The organism is Streptomyces showdoensis (assembly GCF_039535475.1).
GTDB classification, from domain to species: Bacteria; Actinomycetota; Actinomycetes; order Streptomycetales; family Streptomycetaceae; genus Streptomyces; species Streptomyces showdoensis.
Genome location: NZ_BAAAXG010000026.1, coordinates 489,344 through 514,821 on the forward strand (window position 1 = coordinate 489,344; position 25,478 = coordinate 514,821).

At 68.4% G+C, this 25,478-nt stretch carries 20 protein-coding genes and 3 rRNA genes; 9 read left to right on the forward strand and 14 right to left on the reverse strand.

Going from position 1 to position 25,478, the window contains the following annotated elements; all coding sequences use genetic code 11:
- Nucleotides 1–45: 45 nt before the first annotated feature.
- The 6 genes from ABD981_RS14730 to ABD981_RS14755 all read right to left on the reverse strand — a co-directional run bounded on the left by ABD981_RS14730 (nt 46) and on the right by ABD981_RS14755 (nt 5,728).
- Nucleotides 46–1,155 carry an NAD(P)/FAD-dependent oxidoreductase gene (locus ABD981_RS14730; protein ID WP_123955094.1) on the reverse strand — a complete coding sequence of 370 codons (1,110 nt, stop codon included), beginning with the start codon at nt 1,153–1,155 and terminating at the stop codon, nt 46–48.
- The gene (locus ABD981_RS14735; RefSeq protein WP_345529441.1) at nt 1,152–2,144 is read right to left on the reverse strand and encodes a 2-dehydropantoate 2-reductase; all 993 of its coding nucleotides are present in this window, start codon (nt 2,142–2,144) and stop codon (nt 1,152–1,154) included. Before ABD981_RS14735 ends, ABD981_RS14730 begins: the two co-directional genes overlap by 4 nt.
- Before the next feature lie 181 nt (nt 2,145–2,325).
- Complete coding sequence (locus ABD981_RS14740) at nt 2,326–2,928, reverse strand: TetR/AcrR family transcriptional regulator (protein ID WP_046911262.1); 603 nt, start codon at nt 2,926–2,928, stop codon at nt 2,326–2,328.
- A 195-nt stretch (nt 2,929–3,123) separates the two neighbouring features.
- Nucleotides 3,124–3,891 (reverse strand): SDR family NAD(P)-dependent oxidoreductase, encoded by a 768-nt coding sequence (locus ABD981_RS14745; protein ID WP_123955093.1) that lies wholly within the window; start codon nt 3,889–3,891, stop codon nt 3,124–3,126.
- A 34-nt stretch (nt 3,892–3,925) separates the two neighbouring features.
- Nucleotides 3,926–4,621 (reverse strand): HAD family hydrolase, encoded by a 696-nt coding sequence (locus ABD981_RS14750; RefSeq protein WP_046911261.1) that lies wholly within the window; start codon nt 4,619–4,621, stop codon nt 3,926–3,928.
- A gap of 126 nt (nt 4,622–4,747) precedes the next feature.
- On the reverse strand, nt 4,748–5,728 hold the full coding sequence (locus ABD981_RS14755) for a ScbA/BarX family gamma-butyrolactone biosynthesis protein (RefSeq protein ID WP_046911260.1): 981 nt from the start codon (nt 5,726–5,728) through the stop codon (nt 4,748–4,750).
- A gap of 268 nt (nt 5,729–5,996) precedes the next feature.
- Between ABD981_RS14755 and ABD981_RS14760 the strand changes: the two genes are divergently transcribed.
- The 3 genes from ABD981_RS14760 to ABD981_RS14770 all read left to right on the forward strand — a co-directional run bounded on the left by ABD981_RS14760 (nt 5,997) and on the right by ABD981_RS14770 (nt 9,183).
- Nucleotides 5,997–6,683, forward strand: a complete 687-nt coding sequence (locus ABD981_RS14760; RefSeq protein ID WP_046911259.1) for a ScbR family autoregulator-binding transcription factor — start codon at nt 5,997–5,999, stop codon at nt 6,681–6,683.
- Nucleotides 6,684–7,039: 356 nt separating this feature from the next.
- A complete protein-coding gene (locus tag ABD981_RS14765; RefSeq protein WP_046911258.1) occupies nt 7,040–7,240 on the forward strand; it encodes a hypothetical protein in 201 nt (66 codons plus the stop codon).
- Nucleotides 7,241–7,416: 176 nt separating this feature from the next.
- On the forward strand, nt 7,417–9,183 hold the full coding sequence (locus ABD981_RS14770) for a DUF2075 domain-containing protein (protein WP_123955092.1): 1,767 nt from the start codon (nt 7,417–7,419) through the stop codon (nt 9,181–9,183).
- Between the two features lie 113 nt (nt 9,184–9,296).
- On the opposite strand, the gene rrf is transcribed toward ABD981_RS14770, so the two are convergent.
- From rrf to ychF, 4 genes are all read right to left on the reverse strand, one after another.
- A 5S ribosomal RNA gene (gene rrf, locus ABD981_RS14775) occupies nt 9,297–9,413 on the reverse strand.
- Between the two features lie 86 nt (nt 9,414–9,499).
- Nucleotides 9,500–12,618 (reverse strand): 23S ribosomal RNA (locus ABD981_RS14780).
- 283 nt (nt 12,619–12,901) lie between these two features.
- A 16S ribosomal RNA gene (locus tag ABD981_RS14785) occupies nt 12,902–14,427 on the reverse strand.
- Together the 16S, 23S and 5S rRNA genes form the textbook arrangement of a ribosomal RNA operon.
- 754 nt (nt 14,428–15,181) lie before the next feature.
- Nucleotides 15,182–16,270 carry a redox-regulated ATPase YchF gene (gene ychF / locus ABD981_RS14790; protein WP_046909785.1) on the reverse strand — a complete coding sequence of 363 codons (1,089 nt, stop codon included), beginning with the start codon at nt 16,268–16,270 and terminating at the stop codon, nt 15,182–15,184.
- Nucleotides 16,271–16,421: 151 nt separating this feature from the next.
- Here ychF and ABD981_RS14795 point away from each other — a divergent pair, with 151 nt between their 5' ends.
- Nucleotides 16,422–17,033, forward strand: a complete 612-nt coding sequence (locus ABD981_RS14795) for a DUF6542 domain-containing protein (protein ID WP_046909786.1) — start codon at nt 16,422–16,424, stop codon at nt 17,031–17,033.
- 175 nt (nt 17,034–17,208) lie between these two features.
- On the opposite strand, the gene ppgK is transcribed toward ABD981_RS14795, so the two are convergent.
- Together ppgK and ABD981_RS14805 are read right to left on the reverse strand one after the other, a co-directional pair.
- Nucleotides 17,209–17,955 (reverse strand): polyphosphate--glucose phosphotransferase, encoded by a 747-nt coding sequence (ppgK, locus tag ABD981_RS14800; RefSeq protein ID WP_046909787.1) that lies wholly within the window; start codon nt 17,953–17,955, stop codon nt 17,209–17,211.
- Nucleotides 17,956–17,985: 30 nt separating this feature from the next.
- The gene (locus tag ABD981_RS14805) at nt 17,986–19,005 is read right to left on the reverse strand and encodes a 4-hydroxy-3-methylbut-2-enyl diphosphate reductase (RefSeq protein WP_123954818.1); all 1,020 of its coding nucleotides are present in this window, start codon (nt 19,003–19,005) and stop codon (nt 17,986–17,988) included.
- Nucleotides 19,006–19,059: 54 nt separating this feature from the next.
- Here ABD981_RS14805 and ABD981_RS14810 point away from each other — a divergent pair, with 54 nt between their 5' ends.
- The 4 genes from ABD981_RS14810 to ABD981_RS14825 all read left to right on the forward strand — a co-directional run bounded on the left by ABD981_RS14810 (nt 19,060) and on the right by ABD981_RS14825 (nt 23,169).
- The gene (locus ABD981_RS14810) at nt 19,060–20,427 is read left to right on the forward strand and encodes an APC family permease (RefSeq protein ID WP_046909789.1); all 1,368 of its coding nucleotides are present in this window, start codon (nt 19,060–19,062) and stop codon (nt 20,425–20,427) included.
- A 367-nt stretch (nt 20,428–20,794) separates the two neighbouring features.
- The gene (gene xseA / locus ABD981_RS14815) at nt 20,795–22,006 is read left to right on the forward strand and encodes an exodeoxyribonuclease VII large subunit (RefSeq protein ID WP_046909790.1); all 1,212 of its coding nucleotides are present in this window, start codon (nt 20,795–20,797) and stop codon (nt 22,004–22,006) included.
- A 176-nt stretch (nt 22,007–22,182) separates the two neighbouring features.
- The gene (locus ABD981_RS14820) at nt 22,183–22,440 is read left to right on the forward strand and encodes an exodeoxyribonuclease VII small subunit (protein ID WP_046909791.1); all 258 of its coding nucleotides are present in this window, start codon (nt 22,183–22,185) and stop codon (nt 22,438–22,440) included.
- 135 nt (nt 22,441–22,575) lie between these two features.
- Nucleotides 22,576–23,169, forward strand: a complete 594-nt coding sequence (locus ABD981_RS14825) for a malonic semialdehyde reductase (RefSeq protein WP_046909792.1) — start codon at nt 22,576–22,578, stop codon at nt 23,167–23,169.
- 141 nt (nt 23,170–23,310) lie between these two features.
- On the opposite strand, the gene ABD981_RS14830 is transcribed toward ABD981_RS14825, so the two are convergent.
- Nucleotides 23,311–23,844, reverse strand: coding sequence for a DUF4245 domain-containing protein (locus ABD981_RS14830; protein ID WP_205628244.1), 534 nt, complete (start codon nt 23,842–23,844; stop codon nt 23,311–23,313).
- Between the two features lie 117 nt (nt 23,845–23,961).
- Between ABD981_RS14830 and glpX the strand changes: the two genes are divergently transcribed.
- Nucleotides 23,962–24,993, forward strand: coding sequence for a class II fructose-bisphosphatase (gene glpX / locus ABD981_RS14835; RefSeq protein ID WP_046909793.1), 1,032 nt, complete (start codon nt 23,962–23,964; stop codon nt 24,991–24,993).
- A gap of 109 nt (nt 24,994–25,102) precedes the next feature.
- Here glpX and ABD981_RS14840 read toward each other — a convergent pair whose 3' ends face one another.
- On the reverse strand, nt 25,103–25,471 hold the full coding sequence (locus ABD981_RS14840) for a WhiB family transcriptional regulator (protein WP_046909794.1): 369 nt from the start codon (nt 25,469–25,471) through the stop codon (nt 25,103–25,105).
- Nucleotides 25,472–25,478: the final 7 nt, after the last annotated feature.

A 25,478-nucleotide genomic window follows, 5' to 3' on the forward strand; every position in this document is an offset into this window, starting at 1 on the left:
CCCCTCTGGGCGGGTCGGAGTGGTGGGGGCGCGCCTCGGGGCGGGTCAGGCGGGCACGGGGACCGGAGTCGCGTCCGTGACGGAGGCGGCCTCGGTGGCGGGCACGGCGGCCTCGGCCCGCCCGCCGGGCACGGCGCTCGTGGGCGGCGCGGCCGGCACGCTCCCGGGCGTGGTGTCGGAGGAGTGCTCGGGCGCCAGCCGCTGCCCCGGCCGCAGGGCCACCGCGGCGTGGTTGACGGCGGTGCCGGCCTCGCCGAAGCCGACGGAGATCAGCGGGACCCGGCCCGGGTAGGTGCAGCCGTCGCCGACGGCGTACACCTGCGGCAGGTTGGTCCGCATGGACTGGTCGACCCGGATCCGCCGGTGCTCCAGCTCCAGGCCCCAGTCGGCGACCGGGCCGAGCCCGGACGAGAAGCCGAGCGCCGCCACCAGCGCGTCGGCCGGCAGCTCCAGGACCCGGTCCGCGCCGCGGACCTCGACCCGTTCGAGCCGGTCCGCGCCGTGGCAGGCCACGACCTGGGCGTCGGTGACGACGCGCACCGAGGAGGCGTGCAGCTGGCGGACGCTGTAGTCGTGGGCGCGGAAGTCGGCCCGGCGGTGCACCAGGGTCACGCTCCGGGCGATCGGCTCCAGGGCCAGCGCCCAGTCCACGGCGCTGTCGCCGCCGCCGACGACCACCACGTCCCGCCCGGCGTGGTCCGCGAGCCGCGGCACGTGGTAGGCGACGCCGCGGCCCTCGTACGGGACGGAGCAGGGGAGCTTGCGCGGCACGAAGCGGCCGAGCCCGGCGGCGATCACGACGGCGCCCGCGTGCACCCGGGTGCCGTCGTCGGCGCCGAGGGTCCAGCCCTCGCCCCGCGGGGTGAGGCTGACGGCCGTGCGGCCGAGCAGGTGGGTGGTGCCGAAGGGCGCGGCCTGCGCCAGCAGGTTGTCGATCAGGTGCCGGCCCTTGATGCCGGGGTGCCCGGCGACGTCGTAGAGCAGCTTCTCGGGGTACATCGCCGAGACCTGGCCGCCCGGCTCGTCCAGCGCGTCGATCACGGCGACCGACAGACCGCGGAACCCGGCGTAGTAGGCGCCGTAGAGCCCGGCGGGTCCGGCCCCGACGATCGCGAGGTCCACGGTGGTCTCGGTGGCTCCGGTACGGGGGGTCATGCCGCGTTCCCTTCGGTACGGCGCTCGGCCGCGCGCTGTTCGGCGGCCCGCTGTTCGGCGGCGCGCGCCTCGCGGAGGCCGAGGACCTGGTAGAGGAAGCCGTTGACCGGGGTGGGGACGCCGTGGCTTCCGCCGAGGCGGACCACCGCGCCCGTCCACGCCTCCAGTTCGGAGGGCAGGCCCGCGGCGAGGTCGCGCTGGAGCGACGTGGTGCCCTCGGCCGGCTGGCGGTCGACGAAGTCGAGGGTGGTGGTGACGATGTCGTCCGGCAGGACGGTGCCGGCGGCCCGCGCGACCCGCTGGATCTCGGTCATGGCGTCGGCGAGCAGGCGCCGGGTGCCGGGCCGGGAGCGGACCGCGCCGAACGGCGCGTCGGTCACCGCGCCCAGGCCGCCGGCCGCGGCCACGAAGACGAACTTGGACCAGAGTTCGGCCCAGATGTCCTTCGGCACCACGGCCGTGACACCGGCCTCGTCGAGCGCCCCGCGGAGGGCTTCGACCCGCGCCGAGGGGCGGTCGTCCCACTCGCCGAAGGTCAGCGAGCCGAGGCCGCCGACGTGGTGGATCCGGCCGGGACCCGAGAGGTACGTGATGATCTTCGCGCTGCCCGGCAGGACCGCGTCCCGGCCGACGGCCTCGGCGACCTCGGCCGGCGCCTCGACCCCGTTCTGCGTGGTGAGGACCCCCGTACCGTCCTCGACCAGCGGCTTCAGCAGGGGCAGGGCGGCGGGCAGTTGCCAGGTCTTCACGCCGAGGAGGACGAAGTCCACCGGCCCGATCGCGGCCGGGTCGTCGGTCGCGCGGAGCGCCGAGGCCGGGACGGAGAAGCCGCCGGGCGCGTCGCCCCCGGGGCCTGCGGGACCGTCCACGGTGAGTCCGTCGCGTCGCAGGGCCTCCAGGTGGCGTCCCCGAGCGACGAACCGGACGTCGTGTCCGGCCGCGGCGAGACGGCCACCGAAGTAGCCGCCGATGCCGCCGGCTCCAACCACCGCTACTTTCACGGACTTCCCCGTTTCTCTGCGATGCGCCAAGCGAACGCCCGATGGGCACGCGCCCCGGAGGCCGGATCACCCCCGACGCCATGAACCATACAGAACGCTCGCTTTGTTTTTCTAGGGGTTTCCCGCCCGGCCTGAAGAACATCGACCCCGAACGGCCCCCGGAGCCCCCTCAGGACTCGTCGAACAGGACCCCGGCGAGGGCCAGCCGCCAGATCCGCTCCAGCCGCTCCGCGACGCTGCGCGTCACGCTGGTGGGGCCCTCCGCACCCGCTCTGACCTGGGACTCCGCACCGGCGAGCAGATAGACGACCATGTCCGCCACGGTCTGCCGGACCTCTTCCACGCGGGGCGAGCGCCCGTCCGCGTACGCCTGGCCGAGCTGGTCGCGCACGGCCGGCAGCCAGACCTCCACCCACCGCCCCACTCCCCCGGGGCGCTCCCGCGCGAGCCGGACGCAGGACCGCACGACGAGGTCCTCCTCAAGGAGCCCCACGAGCCCCACGGTCAGCCCGATGACGGCCTCCAGGCCGGGCGCACGCCCCTCACACAGCCGCTCCACCAGGGCTTTCGTGATGGCCAGGCCCTCTTCCTCCACAGCGTCGGCGAGGGCCGCCTTGGCAGGGAAATGAAAGGTCAGGGCCCCCATCGAGACGGCCGCGAGCTCACTGATGTGCGACAGCCTGGCGCCTTCGTACCCGGCCTCGTCGAACTCCGCCGCCGCCGCCCGGACAAGCGCGCCGCGCGTCCGCACGGCCCTCCCCTGGATAGCCATCCACGTGCTTCCCTTCCATGCCTCCGATGCCCCCGCGTCTTCTGCTGGTTCAAAAAATAGCAAGCGTTCTGTATTTTTGTGCCTCTCGGCGGCCATTGACGAAAAAAGAACCGGCGGCGGGACGCACGAAGGGGGCGGCCGGGAAGATCCCGACCGCCCCCTGAGGGCTCGCTCCGCTCCTGCGCGCCGGCCCGCCTACAAGGCGGTGGACCCGCCGTCGACGGCCATGGCGGTCCCGGTGACGAACGAGGACCGGTCACTGCACAGCCAGGCCGCGGCCTGGGCCACCTCGTCGGGCGCGGACATGCGGTGCTGCATGGAGTCCGCCAGGAAGACCTCCTCCAGCGCGGGATGCGCGTCCAGGACGCCGTCCATCATCTCCGTCCTGGTGGCCCCGACGACGAGCGCGTTGACCCGGATCCCCTGCCGGGCGTAGTCCAGGGCCGCCGCCTTGGTCACCCCGATCACCGCGTGCTTCGCGGCGACGTACGCGGCGGAGGCCCCGGTGGCCTTCAGCCCGGCGACGCTCGACGTGTTGACGATCGAGCCGCCGGAGCCGGCGAGCATCACCGGCACCTGGTGGCGCATGCAGTTCCACACCCCGCGCAGATTGACGTCGACGGTCCGTTCGTAGGTCTCGTCGTCGATCTCGTGCAGCGGCACCCCCGCGGTGGCGTACCCGGCGTTGTTGAAGGCCGCGTGCAGCCCCCCGAAGGTCTCCACGGCGATGGCGACCGCCCGTTCGACCTCCGCGGAGGACGCCACGTCGGCGACGGCCGCGGCGGCCCGCCCTCCGGCCGCGCGGATCTCGTCGACCAGCGCGTCCAGCCGCTCCTTCCGCCGGGCCACCAGCAGCACCGCCGCGCCTTCGGCGGCGAACAGCCGCGCGGCCGCCGCCCCGATGCCGCTCGATGCCCCCGTGACCATGGCCACCTTGCCGTCCAGCAACTTCATGCCGCTCATCCGCTCGCCCTGCCCCTCGCCCGTACCGTCGGAATCAGTGTCGCGACGCGGAGGCCGCCGCCTCCGCGTCGAGGGTCCTCAGCAGCCCCTCGTCGACCGCGTGCAGCGAGTCCACCACGTGCCGCACCCCGGCCTCGCCCATCAGCTGCCGCTGGAAGCTGTGCTCGAAGGAGCTGGGGTGCCCGACGAACGGCATCCCGAGCCGCCCGGCCTCCTCGCCCACCCGGGCCACGTCGTCGATGACGAGCACCTGGTCGAAGGCGAGCCCGAAGTGGTCCGCGGCGATCTCGCGCAGTCCCGGCCGGAAGTCGTTGGTGCACACGTACCCGGGCTCGTCGAAGAGCCCGGCGAACTCGCCGAGGAAGGCGTCGAAGTGCTCCTTGCCGAGCCCCCCGTAGCAGACGGTCGCGAGCCCGGCGGCCCGCAGCCGCTCCAGCAGCTCGACGGCCCCGTCGCTCACCCGCACCGGATGCTCGGCGACGAACCGCGCCCGCTCCTCGAAATACTCCTCCAGCGCCTGTTCCCCGGTCATCGACCCCCCGACGGCCTCGGCGAGCAGCCGGCCCGCGAGGGCGCGGGGCTGGGAGAAGATGCTGCGCTCGATGTCGGCCGTGTACGCGCAGCCGCGACTGACGAGGAAGTGGTGGATGACCGGACTGAAGGTGTCCTCCAGCATGACCCCGTCGATGTTGACGGCGCAGAGGCGCAGATGGGCGAGCGGCTGAACCATTGGGTGTTGTCCCCCCGACGAACTGATCACTGAACGAGCGGACGAGGCGAGGCCCCGCCCACGACCGGAAATCCCGGCACCTACGACTACACCTACGACTGACTACGCCTGCACGGCCGATTCCGTTCAGCGCCCCCGGCAGCTGCGCTGCCCGGGGATCTTGCCGGTCCGGCGGGACGGCCGGAGCGGGGTGGCGGTGACGAGGGCGCTGAAGGCGGACACCCCGTTCTGCTGGGCGTCGACGCGCACCCGCCCCTCGGCATCCTCCGCATCCGCCTGGATCCAGCACTGGGCGTCGAACTCGACGTACTGGCTGAAGACGACGTCCATGGCGCTGGCGATCACGGGCCGGTCGCCGGCGGCGGCGTGCGTGGCCTGCCGGGCGGCCTCGAGCAGCAGCATGCCGGGGGCGTGGTCGACCGGGTGGTCGAAGAGGAAGGGGTGCGAGTGGTCGACCCGGAGCTCGGTGCGGAGCGGGGAGTTGGTGGGCGAGAGCACCACGTCGGCGAAGCGGGAGCGGGCGACCTGGCCGGGCGGCATCGGCGGGGCCAGCGGGACGGACCGCCGGACGGCCTCGTCGATGTCGGCGTAGGCGCCGCGCAGCCGCGGGTAGATGGTGGGCGACATGTCGGAGAAGGCGGTCTCGACCCACCCCAGCCGCGCTCCGTCGACGCTCATCTCGACGTGCATCCGCACGGAGACGAACCGTCCTCCCCGGCGGACGACGTCGGAGCAGCGGATGTCCATCTCGACCTCGGCCGGACCGCCGGTGGCGACCAGGGCGGCGGGGTCGATCTCGTACCGGAAGGTGCTCCAGGTCTGGCGGTGCCCGAAGGGCACGTCGTAGGCGACGTGGCTGAGCAACGGCACGGTCTGGCGCACGGATTCGGCGATGAGCAGCGGATCGTGGTGGCCGTTGACCGGCCCGTAGAAGGCGTGGTCGACGGGCCAGCGGGCGGTGACCCTGAACCGGTCGGGCGCGACGGCGAACCACCCGGTCAGCAGCACCTCCGACTGCACGGTCTTGTGGACGAACTCTCTCGGTATGGAGGTGGCGAGCAGGTCGTGCAGGTCGTTTGGGCTCTCGCTGGCGATGGTGACGGACATCCGGTTTCCCCCTGAGAAGCATGGAATAGAGCTGGTGCGAGTGACAGACGCTGTTCCAGTGATGAAAATAAAGAATGCTCGTTTTGTTTTGAGCAAAGAAATAGTAAAGGAAGGCTCATTGCTTACCCAAGTGATTTCAGCCAGACGCGCTATTTCTGGACATGCCCAGCAATACCCCCCTACGGACCCCCGCCCCCCGCCAGGAGGTTGGCAGCACCAACGATCCGTGCGTAACATAAGAAATGTTCTGTTTGTTCTAGGAGGTACCGTGGCGCAGCAGCCGAAGCAGGAGAGGGCCATCCAGACCCGCAAGGAGATCCTGCGGGCCGCGGCTGTCGTCTTCGACAAGTCGGGCTTCGCCGGCGCGAGCATCAACCGCATCCTGGCGGAAGCCGACCTCACGGCCGGCGCGCTGTACTTCCACTTCAAGTCCAAGGAAGACCTGGCCCGCGCCGTGATGAACGCGCAGCCGGACTCGATCGTTCCCTGGCTCTCCTCCGAAGGCCTCCAGCGCCTCGTCGACATCACCCTGGTCTGGGCCCACCAGCTCCAGACCGACGTCCTCCTCAGGGCCGGAGTCCGCCTCACCAGCGAGCAGGGCTCCTTCGGCTTCCGCGACATCGCCCCGTACCAGGACTGGAGCCGCATCATGGCGGACTGCCTCCGCGTCGCGGTCGAGAAGGGCGAACTGCTGTCGGGCATCGAGCCCACGGAATTGGCCGAATTCGTCGTCGAGTCCTGTACGGGCATGCAGACCTACTCGGCCGTCGCCAGCGAGGACCGCGCCGACCTGGTCGACCGCGTCACCCGCATGTGGCGCCTCCTGATGCCCGGCATCGCGGTCCCCACGGTCATCGCCCGCACCGAAGTGAACCCGGCCCGGGCCAAGACCGCCCTCCTCGACGCCACCACCTCGGCAGCCACCGCGACGACACCCCCGAACTCCCCGGCCTGACACACGACTTCAGGACCGCGCCGAGCCGGCTCCCGTCCGGCCGGGAGGACGTACGGGTCCCCACACCACGGTTTCCCGTGTAGAGTTCCGCCCCATCTGGCAAACACCGGACTTCTGCCTCGGCAGACACGTCCTCAACAGCCAACGGAGCTTTCTCATGCCCTTCCACGCTTCAGCTGTCGCTCAGCAGCGATGGACGTCCCCCTGCCACGCACCGCGGCGGGACACGGCAGTCTCCAAGGCATCGTCGGCCAGTTCCGACCACACGGTCTAACGCTCAGACCGCCCACGATGGGCTGCGTCGAGCCTGGACCGGACATCCCACCAGGGTTCGGCGCAGCGCCGAAAGGACTGCCTTGCTCTCCGACCCCCTCTTCATCGCCGCCGCCGTCACCGGCTTCACCCTCGTCACCTGCTGCGTGGCCATCTGCGTCACTGCGTGCAGGATCGTCAACGCCGCCCTCCGGGACAGCCGCTCGGTCGACCGCCCCGAGATCATCCGGGAGCTCGCCAGGATCTTCCGCCACCTCCTGACCTCCTGGTGGCGCCGGAAATAGCGGCCGCTCCGGCCCCCTGCCCCGAAGAACGCACAGGGCAGGGGGTGCCACCTGCGGAGGTACAGTTGCCCGGATAGGCGGTCGGTCTCGCCGAAGCAACGCTCAGCCGAGACGGCTGGTCCGGACGGACCCGCACGATCGCCCAAGACCCTGCACGCCACTTACGGGGGCGCTCCTTGCTGTTCCACGCACCGGCACACGAAGTCGCCGCGCAGGCGCGCGAGGGCCTCGACGCCCTGTCCGCAGTGCTGCTGGACGCCGGGCTCGAACAGGTCGAGATGATCATCGACTACACGCTGCCGTTCACGTCCAAGCAGGCGGATGTGATCCTCGCCGGAGTCCATCCGGAGAGCGGCGAGCCCTCGTACACCGTCATCGAACTGAAGCGATGGAGCAGCGCGGAGCCGGTAGAGGGGGAGCCGACGCTGTGGCATGTCGATCCGCACCCCCGGCCCGTGCTGAACCCCGTGGAGCAGGCCCTCCGCTACAGCGCCTACCTGGCGTCCTTCAACGAGGCGCTCACCGGTCGTCCGGAACGGATCACCGGGGCCGCCTACCTGTACAACGCGACCTCACTCGACCTTCCCGACCCCCATGGCCCCCTGTTCACCGCGGAACGCGCAAGGGACTTCGTCTCCTTCCTGAAGGAGCGCTTCGCTCCTCTTCCTGGAGCGGCGGCGGCCGAGGAACTACTCAAAGGACGCATCCGCCCTGCCAAGCACCTGATGGCGATCGCCGCCGACGAGGTCCGCGAACGGGAACAGCTCGTTCTCCTGGACGAACAGCGCGTCGCCTATGACGAGGTGCTGTCCGCGGCCGACCGGGCCCAGCGCTCCGGCGAGAAGACCGTGGTCATCGTCACCGGCGGCCCCGGCACCGGAAAGAGCGCCGTCGCGCTGGCCCTGCTCGGAGAGCTCCACCGCCGGGGCCTCACCGCCCTGCACGCCACGGGCTCCGCCGCGTTCACGAAGAGCATTCGGAAGCTGGCCGGCGCGGGCAGCCGCGAGACGCAGAAGCTCTTCACCCACTTCAACAGCTTCAGCCGCGCCGAGCGCGACAGCACCGATGTCCTCATCTGCGACGAAGCCCACCGCATCCGGGAGACCTCCGCAACGCGCTACACCCCGTCCTCGCAACGCACGGGCAAGTCCCAGGTGGAGGAGCTGATCGACGCCGCCCGCGTCTCCGTCTTCCTGCTCGACGAGTTCCAGACGGTGCGTCCCGGCGAATTGGGAACGGTCGACATGATCAGGTCCACTGCCGAGGCCAAGCGCCTCGACTGCCGGATCGTCGATCTCCAGGGGCATTTCCGGAGCGGTGGCAGCGGCGCCTATCTGCATTGGGTGCAGCAGCTGCTCCACCCTCCGCAGGACGGCCCGGCGCTCTGGACCCCTGACGGACGCACGGAGGTCCGGGTCGCCGACTCGCCCCGGGACCTGGAAGGCTTCCTCGCCGAGCGGCACTCGCACGGCTTCACCGCTCGCATGACCGCCGGAATGTGCTGGCCGTGGTCGGTCGCCAAGCCGGGAAGCCCCCTGCCGGAAGACGTACGGATCGGGGACTGGGCCCGCCCGTGGAGCATCTTCGGCGACCGCGCCGTCGAAGGCGCGCCGCCGGCCGCCCTGTGGGCGATCGACCCGGCCGGCTTCGGACAGGTCGGCTGCGTCTACACAGCGCAAGGCTTCGAATACGACTGGAGCGGAGTCATCATCGGCCCCGACCTGGTATGGCGGGGCGACCACTGGGTCACCGACCGCACGGCGTCCAAGGACCCCGTCTTCAGGAAGGCGATCGCTGACGCGGACGTGGACCGTCTCATCCGCAACACGTACAAGGTCCTGCTGACCCGCGGAATGATCGGCACGGTGCTGTACGCGACCGACACCGAGACCCGCGAGAAGCTGCGCGAACTGACCACCTCCCCCGCCTCAGCCACCGCCTAGGCACACCGAAGGGGCCGGCCATCCGACTGTGCCGGCCCCTTTCTCCCGGTGTTCGGGCCCGTGAACGCAGAAAAGCCCCGCACCATAAGGTGCGGGGCTTTCCCACAATGATTGTTCGGCGGCGTCCTACTCTCCCACAGGGTCCCCCCTGCAGTACCATCGGCGCTGAAAGGCTTAGCTTCCGGGTTCGGAATGTAACCGGGCGTTTCCCTAACGCTATGACCACCGAAACACTATGAAGTTGAACTCAAGCCGCACCCCCCACAGGAGGGGCGAGTTCGTTACTTCAGAACTAACACAGTGGACGCGAGCAACTGAGGACAAGCCCTCGGCCTATTAGTACCGGTCAGCTCCACCCATTACTGGGCTTCCACATCCGGCCTATCAACCCAGTCGTCTACTGGGAGCCTTACCCTCTCAAGGAGGTGGGAATACTCATCTCGAAGCAGGCTTCCCGCTTAGATGCTTTCAGCGGTTATCCCTCCCGAACGTAGCCAACCAGCCATGCCCTTGGCAGGACAACTGGCACACCAGAGGTTCGTCCGTCCCGGTCCTCTCGTACTAGGGACAGCCCTTCTCAATATTCCTACGCGCACAGCGGATAGGGACCGAACTGTCTCACGACGTTCTAAACCCAGCTCGCGTACCGCTTTAATGGGCGAACAGCCCAACCCTTGGGACCGACTCCAGCCCCAGGATGCGACGAGCCGACATCGAGGTGCCAAACCATCCCGTCGATATGGACTCTTGGGGAAGATCAGCCTGTTATCCCCGGGGTACCTTTTATCCGTTGAGCGACGGCGCTTCCACAAGCCACCGCCGGATCACTAGTCCCGACTTTCGTCCCTGCTCGACCCGTCGGTCTCACAGTCAAGCTCCCTTGTGCACTTACACTCAACACCTGATTGCCAACCAGGCTGAGGGAACCTTTGGGCGCCTCCGTTACCCTTTGGGAGGCAACCGCCCCAGTTAAACTACCCATCAGACACTGTCCCTGATCCGGATCACGGACCGAGGTTAGACATCCAGCACGACCAGAGTGGTATTTCAACGGCGACTCCACCATGACTGGCGTCACGGCTTCAAAGTCTCCCACCTATCCTACACAAGCCGAACCGAACACCAATATCAAACTGTAGTAAAGGTCCCGGGGTCTTTCCGTCCTGCTGCGCGAAACGAGCATCTTTACTCGTAGTGCAATTTCACCGGGCCTATGGTTGAGACAGTCGAGAAGTCGTTACGCCATTCGTGCAGGTCGGAACTTACCCGACAAGGAATTTCGCTACCTTAGGATGGTTATAGTTACCACCGCCGTTTACTGGCGCTTAAGTTCTCAGCTTCGCCCTGTCGAAACAGAGCTAACCGGTCCCCTTAACGTTCCAGCACCGGGCAGGCGTCAGTCCGTATACATCGCCTTACGGCTTCGCACGGACCTGTGTTTTTAGTAAACAGTCGCTTCTCGCTGGTCTCTGCGGCCACCCCCAGCTCACGGAGTAAATCCGATCACCAGTGATGGCCCCCCTTCTCCCGAAGTTACGGGGGCATTTTGCCGAGTTCCTTAACCATAGTTCACCCGAACGCCTCGGTATTCTCTACCTGACCACCTGAGTCGGTTTAGGGTACGGGCCGCCATGAAACTCGCTAGAGGCTTTTCTCGACAGCATAGGATCATCCACTTCACCACAATCGGCTCGGCATCAGGTCTCAGCCTTAATGTGTGACGGATTTGCCTATCACACGGCCTACACCCTTACCCCGGGACAACCACCGCCCGGGCTGGACTACCTTCCTGCGTCACCCCATCGCTTACCTACTACCACCTTGGGTCAGCGGCTCCACCACTCCCCTTTGCCCGAAGGCTCCGGGGCGGCTTCACGGCCTTAGCATTAATGGGCTCGATATTGGGCGTTTCAAAGCGGGTACCGGAATATCAACCGGTTGTCCATCGACTACGCCTGTCGGCCTCGCCTTAGGTCCCGACTTACCCTGGGCAGATCAGCTTGACCCAGGAACCCTTAGTCAATCGGCGCACACGTTTCTCACGTGTGTATCGCTACTCATGCCTGCATTCTCACTCGTGAACCGTCCACAACTCGCTTCCGCGGCTGCTTCACCCGGCACACGACGCTCCCCTACCCATCACAGCGGGCGTTGGCCCTATTGCTGCAATGACACGACTTCGGCGGTACGCTTGAGCCCCGCTACATTGTCGGCGCGGAATCACTTGACCAGTGAGCTATTACGCACTCTTTCAAGGGTGGCTGCTTCTAAGCCAACCTCCTGGTTGTCTCTGCGACTCCACATCCTTTCCCACTTAGCGTACGCTTAGGGGCCTTAGTCGATGCTCTGGGCTGTTTCCCTCTCGACCATGGAGCTTATCCCCCACAGTCTCACTGCCGTGCTCTCACTTACCGGCATTCGGAGTTTGGCTAAGGTCAGTAACCCGGTAGGGCCCATCGCCTATCCAGTGCTCTACCTCCGGCAAGAAACACACGACGCTGCACCTAAATGCATTTCGGGGAGAACCAGCTATCACGGAGTTTGATTGGCCTTTCACCCCTAACCACAGGTCATCCCCCAGGTTTTCAACCCTGGTGGGTTCGGTCCTCCACGAAGTCTTACCTCCGCTTCAACCTGCCCATGGCTAGATCACTCCGCTTCGGGTCTTGAGCGTGCTACTGAATCGCCCTATTCGGACTCGCTTTCGCTACGGCTTCCCCACACGGGTTAACCTCGCAACACACCGCAAACTCGCAGGCTCATTCTTCAAAAGGCACGCAGTCACGAGACATAGCAAGCTATGTCCGACGCTCCCACGGCTTGTAGGCACACGGTTTCAGGTACTATTTCACTCCGCTCCCGCGGTACTTTTCACCATTCCCTCACGGTACTATCCGCTATCGGTCACCAGGGAATATTTAGGCTTAGCGGGTGGTCCCGCCAGATTCACACGGGATTTCTCGGGCCCCGTGCTACTTGGGTGTCTCTTAAACGAGCCGCATGAATTTCAGCTACGGGGGTCTTACCCTCTACGCCGGACCTTTCGCATGTCCTTCGCCTATCCATACGGTTTCTGACTCGTCTCACAGCCGGCAGACTGTGAAAAAGAGATCCCACAACCCCGCATGCGCAACCCCTGCCGGGTCTCACACGCATACGGTTTGGCCTCATCCGGTTTCGCTCGCCACTACTCCCGGAATCACGGTTGTTTTCTCTTCCTGAGGGTACTGAGATGTTTCACTTCCCCTCGTTCCCTCCACATGCCCTATGTGTTCAGGCATGGGTGACAGCCCATGACGACTGCCGGGTTTCCCCATTCGGAAACCCCCGGATCAAAGCCTGGTTGACGGCTCCCCGGGGACTATCGTGGCCTCCCACGTCCTTCATCGGTTCCTGGTGCCAAGGCATCCACCGTGCGCCCTTAAAAACTTGGCCACAGATGCTCGCGTCCACTGTGTAGTTCTCAAGCAACGACCAGCCACCCATCACCCTGACCCATACGGATCAAGTTCACTGGGGCCGGCATCGCGAAGGCAGACCTTTCGGCCGTACCCTCAGATACCCAACAACGTGCCAAGCGTGAGCACCATCCGTGTTCCCCGTTCCACGCCGAAGCAGTACTAGGAGACCTTCAGGTCACTCACGCCAACTAATCAACGTTCCACCCATGAGCTGACCGTGCAGAACGTTTGCCTGCAATCGGTACTGTGCTCCTTAGAAAGGAGGTGATCCAGCCGCACCTTCCGGTACGGCTACCTTGTTACGACTTCGTCCCAATCGCCAGTCCCACCTTCGACAGCTCCCTCCCACAAGGGGTTGGGCCACCGGCTTCGGGTGTTACCGACTTTCGTGACGTGACGGGCGGTGTGTACAAGGCCCGGGAACGTATTCACCGCAGCAATGCTGATCTGCGATTACTAGCAACTCCGACTTCATGGGGTCGAGTTGCAGACCCCAATCCGAACTGAGACCGGCTTTTTGAGATTCGCTCCGCCTCGCGGCATCGCAGCTCTTTGTACCGGCCATTGTAGCACGTGTGCAGCCCAAGACATAAGGGGCATGATGACTTGACGTCGTCCCCACCTTCCTCCGAGTTGACCCCGGCGGTCTCCTGTGAGTCCCCATCACCCCGAAGGGCATGCTGGCAACACAGGACAAGGGTTGCGCTCGTTGCGGGACTTAACCCAACATCTCACGACACGAGCTGACGACAGCCATGCACCACCTGTATACCGACCACAAGGGGGGCACTATCTCTAATGCTTTCCGGTATATGTCAAGCCTTGGTAAGGTTCTTCGCGTTGCGTCGAATTAAGCCACATGCTCCGCTGCTTGTGCGGGCCCCCGTCAATTCCTTTGAGTTTTAGCCTTGCGGCCGTACTCCCCAGGCGGGGAACTTAATGCGTTAGCTGCGGCACCGACGACGTGGAATGTCGCCAACACCTAGTTCCCAACGTTTACGGCGTGGACTACCAGGGTATCTAATCCTGTTCGCTCCCCACGCTTTCGCTCCTCAGCGTCAGTAATGGCCCAGAGATCCGCCTTCGCCACCGGTGTTCCTCCTGATATCTGCGCATTTCACCGCTACACCAGGAATTCCGATCTCCCCTACCACACTCTAGCCTGCCCGTATCGGATGCAGACCCGGGGTTAAGCCCCGGGCTTTCACACCCGACGTGACAAGCCGCCTACGAGCTCTTTACGCCCAATAATTCCGGACAACGCTTGCGCCCTACGTATTACCGCGGCTGCTGGCACGTAGTTAGCCGGCGCTTCTTCTGCAGGTACCGTCACTTTCGCTTCTTCCCTGCTGAAAGAGGTTTACAACCCGAAGGCCGTCATCCCTCACGCGGCGTCGCTGCATCAGGCTTTCGCCCATTGTGCAATATTCCCCACTGCTGCCTCCCGTAGGAGTCTGGGCCGTGTCTCAGTCCCAGTGTGGCCGGTCGCCCTCTCAGGCCGGCTACCCGTCGTCGCCTTGGTGAGCCGTTACCTCACCAACAAGCTGATAGGCCGCGGGCTCATCCTTCACCGCCGGAGCTTTCCACCCGCCGAGATGCCTCGGCAGGTCGTATCCGGTATTAGACCCCGTTTCCAGGGCTTGTCCCAGAGTGAAGGGCAGATTGCCCACGTGTTACTCACCCGTTCGCCACTAATCCACCCCGAAGGGCTTCATCGTTCGACTTGCATGTGTTAAGCACGCCGCCAGCGTTCGTCCTGAGCCAGGATCAAACTCTCCGTGAATGTTTGCCGGTAATCCGGCTCTACACTCGCGTTGAGCGGGACAGACAAGCCGGAATATGGCCTGCTGTCCACAGCGTCCTCGCTGTGTGCCACCCCGGAGGGTGGACTTTTTCAAAGGAACCTCGACCATCCGAAGATGGACGGGGTATCAACTAATCTGGCGTTGATTTTTGGCACGCTGTTGAGTTCTCAAGGTGCGGACGCTTCCTTTGTACTTACCCTCTCGGGCTTTCCTCCGGGCGCTTCCTTCGTTCTTGCGTTTCCGACTCTATCAGATCTTTCCGATCCGATTTCCTCGGTGCTTTCCGGTCCCGAACTTGTTTCTCGGGGCCTTCCGGCGCTTCCGACTCTATCAGTTCCTTTCGGTCCTGATTCCCAGTCAGTGGGAGTTGCCTTCGCGGCTGTTGGGCCGTTCCGACGAGTGAGACTTTAGCGGATTCCCTGCCCCCGAAGCCAATCGAGCGACTCGCACTCGAATCCTTCGGACGCGGATTCCTCATTCCGCAAAAACGCACGAGAAGACCGAACGGTACGACAAAGAACCGTCAGCTTCTGTGGATCTTGCGGGATGGCCGCCCGGGGCCGATCGGAATCGGTGCTCACGTCGGACAGCTCGGAGGACATTACGCATCGGGGAAACCCGTGTCAACTTGAGGCCTCGGGGCCGCCGCCCCCGGGTACGCAGGGTGACGACGAAGGGGTCGGCTCCCTGGGAGCCGACCCCTGTCGCAGTACCGCGGAGCGGCCGTGCGGGTCACACGTTGAAGCGGAACTCCACCACGTCGCCGTCCTGCATGACGTACTCCTTGCCCTCCATGCGGGCCTTGCCGGCCGAGCGGGCCTCGGCGACCGAGCCCGTGTCGACCAGGTCCTGGAAGGAGATGACCTCGGCCTTGATGAAGCCCTTCTGGAAGTCGGTGTGGATCACACCGGCCGCCTCGGGGGCCGTCGCGCCCTTCTTGATGGTCCAGGCGCGGGACTCCTTCGGGCCCGCCGTCAGGTAGGTCTGCAGGCCGAGGGTGTCGAAGCCGACGCGGGCGAGGGTGGCCAGACCGGGCTCCTCGGCGCCGACGGACTGAAGGAGCTCCATGGCGTCCTCCTCGTCGAGCTCGGAGAGGTCCTGCTCCAGCTTGGCGTTGAGGAAGATCGCCTCGGCCGGGGCGACCAGGGCGCTCTGCTCCGCCTTGAAGGCGTCGTCGGTCAGCTCGTCCTCGTCGACGTTGAAGACGTAGAGGAAGGGCTTGGTCGTCAGGAGGTGGAGGTCGTGGAGGAGCTCCGCCTTCTCCGAGCCCTGGACGATGCCCTGGGAGAACAGGGTGTCGCCCTTCTCCAGGATCGCCTGGGCGGCCTCGACCGCGGCGACCTTGGGCGCCGTGTCCTTCTTGATCCGCATCTCCTTCTGGAGGCGCGGCAGGACCTTCTCGATGGTCTGGAGGTCGGCGAGGATCAGCTCGGTGTTGATCGTCTCGATGTCGTCCTTCGGCGAGACCTTGCCGTCGACGTGGACGACGTTCTCGTCCTTGAAGGCGCGGATGACCTGGCAGATCGCGTCCGACTCCCGGATGTTCGCCAGGAACTTGTTGCCCAGGCCCTCGCCCTCGCTCGCGCCGCGCACGATGCCGGCGATGTCGACGAAGTCGACGGTGGCCGGGAGGATGCGCTGCGAGCCGAAGATCTCGGCCAGCTTGGTCAGGCGGGCGTCCGGGACGCCGACGACGCCCACGTTGGGCTCGATCGTGGCGAACGGGTAGTTGGCCGCCAGCACGTCGTTCTTGGTCAGGGCGTTGAACAGGGTCGACTTGCCGACGTTCGGCAGGCCGACGATTCCGATCGTGAGCGACACGGTGGCGACTTCCCTAGAGGAGTGGAGGTGGGGCGATCCCCCAGTTTACGGGGGCACCGAACCGGGCCGGGACGGCACTCTTCGCGCCAAGGTCACCCAAAGGGCGTGTCCCGCACGTGGTTCCCGGCCCCTTCCGACCTACGTTGGTGGGGTGGAGCAGCACAGGACACGCAAGCCGCAGTCGCGGCGCCCCTCCGGGCGCCGGCCGCAGACCCCTCTGACGCCGCCCGGTGCGATGGTCGAGGGCGCCGCGGTCTATCGCGTCGCCGCCCGCCCGCGCCCGGGCAAGCCCCGGGTGGAGCGGCCGGCGCCCCCGGTCGTGGTGGCGTTGCGCAGGCTGCCGAACCCGCGGCTCACCGGGCTGGGCGCGGGCCTCTTCGCCTCCGCCGCGATGCTGGTGCTCGGCTTCCTCGACTGGCTGCTGTTCGACAGCTCCCCGGTCGTCTTCGGGCTGCTGTTCCTGCCGGTCAGCGCCCTGACCGCGCTCTGGGTCCGTACCGCCGACCTCGTCACCGCCCCGATCAGCGTTCCGATCGCCTTCGCCGTCGGCGTCGTCCCCATCTCGGGCGGCACCGGTGGGGTCGGAGGGCAGGCGATGGCCCTGGTCACGGCGCTCGCCGTGCACGCCGGGTGGCTGTACGGCGGCACGCTGGTCGCCGGCCTGATCGCCAGCGTGCGCAAGGTGCGGGACATGGGCCGCCGGCAGCGGGCCGCCGCCCCCTCCGTACGCCCGGTCCGGCGCCCCGCCCCCGAGCGCGGTTAGCCGGACGACGGCGCGAGGGGGGCCGGGGGCGGAGCGGGGGCCGGTGTCCGGACGTGGCGGCGCCCGTGACGAGCGAAGCGAAGTGAAGTGAAGGTCGCAGTCCGGACACCCCGGCCCCCGCCGCCCCACCGGACAGAACCGGTCGCGGGCCGTCGGGCCGGACGGTCCCAGGCCGTCAGGCCGGCGAGGCCGCCGCCATCCCCGCCCCCACGATCCCCGCGTTGTTCTGCAGCTCCGCCGGGACGATCTCCGCCTTGATGCCCTCGATCAGGGGCAGGAACTTGTCGGCCTTGCGGCTGACACCGCCGCCGATGATGAAGAGCTCGGGCGAGAAGAGCATCTCCACGTGCGCCAGGTACTTCTGCACCCGGCGCGTGGCCCAGTGCTCCCAGCTGAGGTCCTCGTCCTCGCGGGCCTTGGACGAGGCGCGCTTCTCGGCGTCGTGGCCCTTGAGCTCCAGGTGGCCCAGCTCCGTGTTGGGGACGAGGCGGCCGTCGACGAAGACGGCGGAGCCGATGCCGGTGCCGAGGGTGAGCAGGATGACGGTGCCCTTGCGGCCCCGGCCGGCGCCGAAGGACATCTCCGCGAGGCCGGCCGCGTCCGCGTCGTTCAGGACGGTGACCGGCAGGCCGCCGAGGCGGTCCCCGAGGAGCCTGCCCGCGTCGACGCCGATCCACGACTTGTCGACGTTCGCCGCCGTGCGGATCGTGGAGCCGGTCACCACGCCGGGGAAGGTGACGCCGACCGGTCCCTGCCAGCCGAAGTTCGCCACGACCTCCGCGACGCAGCCCGCCACACCGTCGGGTGTGGCGGGCTGCGGGGTCAGTACCTTGTGGCGCGGCTCGGCGAGGTCGCCGCGGTCCAGGTCGACGGGGGCTCCCTTGATGCCCGAGCCGCCGATGTCCACTCCGAAGACGTTCATGGACCCAACGTTACGGGCCGGAGCCCTGCGTCACTCGTTTTCGAGCAGGGCCGCCGCCTCGGCGCGCAGGTCCTTGTTGCGCAGTTCCTTGGGGAGGGAGAAGGTCAGCGACTCGTCGGCGGTCTTGACGATCTCCACGTCGGCGTAGCCGCGCTCGGACAGCCACTCCAGGACCTCCTGGACCAGCACGTCCGGGACGGAGGCGCCGGAGGAGAGGCCGACGCTCGTGACGCCCTCCAGCCAGGCCTCGTCGATCTCGCTGGCGAAGTCGACGAGGTACGCGGCGGGGACGCCGGCCTGCTTGGCGACCTCGACCATGCGGATCGAGTTCGAGGAGTTCTTCGAGCCGACGACGATGACCAGCTCGGCCTGCCCGGCGAGCTCCTTGATCGCGATCTGACGGTTCTGCGTGGCGTAGCAGATGTCGTCGGAGGGCGGGGAGATCAGCTGCGGGAACTTCTCCTTCAGCGCGTCCACGGTCTCCATGGTCTCGTCGACCGAGAGCGTGGTCTGGGAGAGCCAGACGACCCGGGACGGGTCGCGGACCTCGACCTTGGCGACGTCGGCGGGGCCGTCGACGAGCTGGATGTGGTCGGGGGCCTCGCCGGAGGTGCCGATGACCTCCTCGTGGCCCTCGTGGCCGATGAGGAGGATGTCGAAGTCCTCCTTGGCGAAGCGGACGGCCTCCTTGTGCACCTTCGTCACCAGCGGGCAGGTGGCGTCGATGGTGGCGAGCCGGCCCTGGCGGGCCTCCTCGTGGACGGTCGGGGCGACGCCGTGCGCGGAGAACATCACGATGTTGCCCGGCGGCACCTCGGTCGCCTGGTCGACGAAGATCGCGCCCTTCCGCTCCAGGGTCTGCACGACGTACTTGTTGTGGACGATCTCGTGGCGGACGTAGATCGGGGCCCCGTACTGCTCCAGGGCCTTCTCCACGGCGATCACGGCACGGTCCACACCCGCGCAGTAGCCGCGGGGAGCGGCGAGCAGGACACGCTTCGGGCGGTTCGTCGCGGGCGTCGACGCGGGCGTTGCAGTCATGCGTCCCATCGTAAGGCCGCGTCGGTCAGCGTTTGGAGCGGTGCCGTGGCCGAGACTGGCGCCATGGCTGAGGACGCGCGGGGGCAGGCGGAGGTGGAGGCGCAGGTCGCGGAGCACACGGGGCTCCGTCGCAACCTCGGGTTTCGCGATCTTGTGGTGTACGGGCTGCTGTTCATCGCCCCGATGGCCCCGGTCGGCGTCTTCGGCACGCTCGACGCGAAGTCGCACGGCGCGGTCGCACTGGTGTACCTGGTGGCGACGGTGGCCATGGCCTTCACGGCGCTGAGCTACGCCCAGATGGTGCGGGTCGCGCCGCAGGCGGGGTCCGTCTTCACGTACGCCCGCAAGGGGCTCGGGGAGGGGCCGGGCTTCATCGCCGGGTGGATGGCGATGCTGGACTACCTGCTGATCCCGGCCGTGGCGTACCTCTTCGCGGGGATCGCGATGGAGGCGCTGGTCCCGGAGGTGGACCGCTGGGTGTGGACGATGATCGCGGTGGTCGTCACGACGCTGCTGAACCTCTGGGGGGTGCGGGCGGCGGCCCGGGTGGGCTTCGCGGTCCTCGCCATGGAGATCGTGGTGCTGCTGGTCTTCGTCGTGTCGGCGGTGGTCGTGCTCGTACGGGACGGGGCGCAGCGCGACTGGTGGTCGCCGCTCACCGGTGACGCCGGGTTCTCGGCGGCGGCGGTGGTGGGGGCGGTGTCGGTGGCCGTCCTGTCGTACCTCGGCTTCGACGCGATCGCGTCCTTCGCGGAGGAGGTGACCGGGGGGTCGGCGAAGGTGGCGCGGGCGGTGCTGTTCTGTCTGGCGCTCGCGGGGTTGCTGTTCGTGGCGCAGACCTGGCTGATCGCGCTGCTCGAACCGCTCTCCTCCGCGGAGCTCGCGGCGGATCCGGGGGCGCAGGGCTCGGCGTTCTACGACGCGGTGGAGGCCTCGGTCGGCGGCTGGCTGCACGATCTGGTCGCGGTGTCGAAGGCGATCGGCGCGGCCTTCGCGGCGCTGGCGGGGCAGGCGGCGGGCGGGCGGCTGCTGTTCGCGATGGGCCGCGACCGGCGGCTGCCGCACGTGCTCGCCCGGACCGACTCGGGGGTGCCGCGGGTGGCACTGCTGGTGTCGGCGACGGTGACGATGATCGCCGCGGTGTGGGCGGCCCGGCGGGACGACGGGCTCGACCACCTGGTGTCGGTCGTGGACGTCGGCGCCCTGACGGCCTTCGTGCTGCTGCACGCGAGCGTGGTCGGCTGGTTCGCGGTGCGGCGGATGGAGGGGCCGCCGCACTGGTTCCTGCACGTGGTGGCCCCGGCGCTCGGCGCCGCGATCCTGATCGCGGTCATCGTGGAGGCCTCGCCGGCGGCGCAGGTGGTGGGCGTCATCTGGCTGGGCGTCGGCCTGGTGGTGCTGGCGGTGCAGGGGACGCGGCGGAGCGCCTGAGGGGGCGGGGTGTAGGGGCGTAGGGGCGTAGGGGCGTACGGGCGTACGGGCGGCCGCGCGGTACGCACCGGCGCGGGAAGCGTCGGCGCGGGATGGGCGTCGGCGCGGGCACCCCGGTCCTGACGACGTACGCGCCGCCCGAGCTCCCGGCGGGAGCCACGGACGGCGCGGACGAGGGGTACGGCGGGGACCGACGGGCGGCGCGGACGGCCGATGGCGGCGCGGACATCCGACGCCGGGGTGGACGACGACGGTGTGGGCATCCAGCGGCACCGCGCGCCGGCGCGACCCGGCGCGGAGCTCCGGCGTCCGCGCCGCGGCCCCGCTTGGGCCTCCCCCTGTCCGACCCTCCCGTTACGCTCGGCGCATGGGTCTGAACACGTCCGCCGAAGCGCCGCTGCCCGTCGGGGAGGTCTCCCGGCTCATCGGGGGGTGGATCGACCGGCTGGGGGCGATCTGGGTCGAGGGGCAGATCACGCAGTTGTCGCGGCGGCCGGGGGCCGGGGTCGTGTTCCTGACGCTGCGGGATCCCTCGTACGACATCTCGATCAACGTGACCTGTTATCGCCAGGTCTTCGACGCCGTCGCCGACGTCGTCTCCGAGGGCGCCCGGGTCGTGGTGCACGCGAAGCCGGAGTGGTACGCGCCGCGAGGGCAGCTGTCGCTGCGGGCGGCGGAGATCAAGCCGGTCGGGATCGGCGAGCTGCTGGCCCGGCTGGAGCAGCTGAAGCGGAGCCTGGGCGCGGAGGGGCTGTTCGCGCTGGACCGCAAGAAGCCGCTGCCGTTCCTGCCGCAGCTGGTCGGTCTGGTCTGCGGGCGGGCCTCGGCGGCGGAGCGGGACGTGCTGGAGAACGCGCGGCGCCGCTGGCCCGCGGTCCGGTTCGAGGTGCGGAACGTGGCGGTGCAGGGGGTGAAGGCCGTCCCCCAGGTGGTGCAGGCCGTGCGGGAGCTGGACGCGCACGAGGGCGTGGACGTGATCATCGTGGCGCGGGGCGGCGGCAGCGTCGAGGACCTGCTGCCGTTCTCGGACGAGCAGCTGGTCAGGGCGGTGGCGGAGTGCCGTACGCCGGTGGTGTCGGCGATCGGGCACGAGCCGGACTCGCCGCTGCTCGACCTGGTCGCGGATCTGCGGGCGTCGACGCCGACGGACGCCGCGAAGAAGGTGGTGCCGGACGTGGGCGAGGAGCTGGACCGGGTGCAGGGCCTGCGGGACCGGGCGCTGCGGACGGTGCGGGGGCTGCTCGACCGGGAGGAGCGGGGGCTCGCGCACGCGCTGGCCCGGCCGGTGATGGAGCACCCGCAGCGGATGGTGGAGGTCCGGGAGGACGAGGTCGGGGCGCTGCTCGCGCGGGGCCGGCGGACGTTCGGGCACCTCCTGGACCGGGCCGAGTCGGAGCTGTCGCACACCCGCGCGCGGGTCCGGGCGCTGTCGCCGGCGGCGACGATGGAGCGGGGGTACGCGGTGCTCCAGCGGGCGGACGGCGCGGTGGTCCGGGATCCCGCCGAGGTCGCGGTGGATGAGGAGCTGCGGGCCCGGGTGGCCGCGGGCGAGTTCACGGTGCGCAGGACCGGCTCCTGAGCGAGGGCGCCCGGGGGCGCCGGGCGGTTGCCGTGACGTCCCGCGGCCGGGTGGTTGCCGGCGAACTCCGCGGGGCCCCTGGCTCCTCGCGGAACCCTCGACCGGCCGCGGGACGTCACGGGAACGTCGGGAAGTACAGAAGAACGTCAAGGAACTGACAGACAAGGGTGGATGGCATGGCGGCACGGACCGGCGCGGAAGAGACTGCACTCGGCTACGAACAGGCGCGCGACGAGCTCATCGAGGTCGTCCGGCGGCTGGAGGCGGGCGGCACGACGCTCGAGGAGTCCCTGGCGCTCTGGGAGCGCGGCGAGGAGCTGGCGAAGGTGTGCCGGCATTGGCTGGAGGGGGCTCGCGCCCGTCTGGACGCCTCGCTCGCGGCCGAGCGGTCGGAGGACTCCCCGGCGGAGGGCGCCGACTCCGGGGCCGAGTAGACGTCCGGACACCGAAGGGACGTCGCGTACACTCGGCTGTGAAGCGGATCACTATCCGGATAGGATTGTTGAAGTTTCACCTACCTTGGGCGTACTGTCGAGCCATAGCCCCGTACACCCCGGAAGGTACGCAGCATGTCTCTCGCCCTTGACCCCACCGCCCAGGACCTCCTCTTCCGTGAGGCCCGCACCGCCAACACGTTCACCGACGAGCCGGTGACCGAGGAGCAGGTCCAGGCGATCTACGACCTGGTCAAGTACGGCCCGACCGCCTTCAACCAGACGCCGCTGCGCATCACCCTGGTCCGCTCCCCCGAGGCCCGCGAGCGCCTGGTGAAGCACATGGCCGAGGGCAACCAGCCGAAGACCGCCGCCGCCCCGCTGGTCGCGATCCTCTCCGCCGACAACGAGTTCCACGAGGAGCTCCCGGCCCTGATGCCGCACTTCCCGCAGGCCAAGGACCTCTTCTTCTCCGAGCGTCCGGTCCGCGAGCAGTCCGCGCTGCTGAACGGCGCCCTGCAGGCCGCCTACTTCATCGTCGGCATCCGTGCCGCCGGCCTGGCCGCGGGCCCGATGACCGGTCTGGACTTCGAGGGCGTCCAGAAGGAGTTCCTCGACGCCGACCACAGCCCGCTGATGGTCATCAACATCGGCAAGCCGGGCGAGGACGCCTCCCCGTTCCCGCGCCAGCCGCGCCTCGCCTACGAGGACGTCATCACCACCGTCTGACCCACGGGTCCGACCAGACGGCTTGATCAGTCCGCTTCTTGATCAGTGCGCTTGATCAGCCCGTCCGATCCCTTCGGACGACGCGAAGAACCCCCGGGCACCCAGTGCCCGGGGGTTCTTCGCATGCCGTGCGTCCCGCCGCTACGCCTTCTTCGACTGCAGCGCGCCCGCCATCTGCGCGAGGCGCTCGAACGACGCGGTGCCCGTCACCACGGTCGTCGCGCCGCCCTCGGTGCGCACCAGGGCGTCGTACTTCGGGCCCTCCCAGCGCTGCCAGACCTTCCCGGCGACCGTCTGGGTCCTGCCGGAGTCCTTCGCCTGCTGGGTGACGTCGGGCACGTACTTGCGCGCCTCCTCGGTCGACTGGTGGACCGCCACGTACTGGGTGTCCGGGTCCAGGAAGCCGAGCTGCCACGCGTCGTGGTTCTCCCGCTTGTACGAGACCACCGTCGCGCGCCAGTCGTCGCCGAGGCCCTCGGGGGCCAGCACCGGGTACGGCGCCGCCCGCTGGGCCGTCAGGAGCTCGACCCGGTAGTCCTTCGTCCGGACCGGCTCCGCCTTGTCGTCGTGCGGGATGAAGAGATACATCACGCCCGCGGCGACCATGATCACCCCGAGGGACTGGAACATCCCCCGTACCGTCTGCCTGCCTCGCATACCTGCCACGCCCCCCATGGTCGCATCATGGTGTTGTGCTCATACGTGGGCCCCTCTGCTCAATTTGTCGACCTGACGATAGAGTCGCAGCACCCTCTTTTATCCGGCCGTCGCCGTACAGAAAGGTGCGCTCCGATGACCGAGCACCACCTCCCGCCCGAACTGGAGGTCTCTCCCGAGGCCCCCGACCGCAACCTGGCCCTCGAACTGGTCCGCGTCACCGAGGCGGCCGCCATGGCCGCCGGCCGCTGGGTCGGCCGCGGTGACAAGATCGGCGCGGACGGCGCCGCGGTGAACGCCATGCGGACCCTGATCTCCACCGTCTCGATGAACGGCGTCGTCGTCATCGGCGAGGGCGAGAAGGACGAAGCCCCGATGCTGTTCAACGGCGAGCGGGTCGGCGACGGCACCGGCGCCGAGGTCGACATCGCGGTCGACCCGATCGACGGCACCACCCTGAACGCCAAGGGCATGCCGAACGCGATCGCCGTGCTGGCCGCCGCCGACCGCGGCACCATGTTCGACCCGTCCGCGGTCTTCTACATGGACAAGCTGGTCACCGGCCCCGAGGCCGCCGACTTCGTCGACATCAACGCCCCCGTCTCGGTCAACATCCGCCGGGTCGCCAAGGCCAAGAACTCCTCCCCCGAGGACATCACGGTCGTCATCCTGGACCGCCCGCGCCACGAGGGCATCGTCAAGGAGATCCGCGAGACCGGCGCCCGGATCAAGTTCATCTCGGACGGCGACGTCGCCGGTTCGATCATGGCCGTCCGCGAGGGCACCGGCGTCGACATGCTCATGGGCATCGGCGGCACCCCCGAGGGCATCATCTCCGCCTGCGCCATAAAGTGCCTCGGCGGCGTCATCCAGGGCAAGCTGTGGCCCAAGGACGAGGCCGAGCGCCAGAAGGCCCTCGACGCCGGCCACGACCTGGACCGGGTGCTCTCCACCGACGACCTGGTCTCGGGCGAGAACGTCTTCTTCGTCGCCACCGGCATCACCGACGGCGAGATCCTGCGCGGCGTCCGCTACCGCGCCGAGACGGCGACCACGCAGTCGCTCGTCATGCGCTCGAAGTCCGGCACGATCCGCCAGATCGACTCCACGCACCGGCTCTCGAAGCTGCGCGCGTACAGCAAGATCGACTTCGACCGCGCGAAGTAGCACGCGGCCGGACGGCCCGCCCCGAGCGGCGGCCGACGCGACGACGGTACGAAGAGGGGCGCCCCCATGTGCGGTGGGGGCGCCCCTTCCCGTACGGGCGACGGACCCGTCAGCCGGCCTTGGCGATGCCTTCCGACGCCGCCTTCCTGAGCTCGACCTCGCGGCGGCGGCGCCGGGCGAGCACGACACGGCGCTCGGCGGCGGTGAGCCCGCCCCACACCCCGTACGGCTCGGGCTGGAGCAGCGCGTGCTCGCGGCAGGCGACCATCACGGGACAGCGGGCACAGACCCGCTTGGCGGCCTCCTCCCGGGAGAGCCGGGCGGCGGTGGGCTCCTTCGACGGGGCGAAGAAGAGCCCGGCCTCGTCCCGGCGGCACACCGCCTCCGTGTGCCAGGGGCCGGCCTCGTCCTCCCGAGCGGGGACGCGCTGGGACGGCACGGCGGCGACCGAGAGGGGCTGATGCGGCATGGGCAGCACGGTCTAC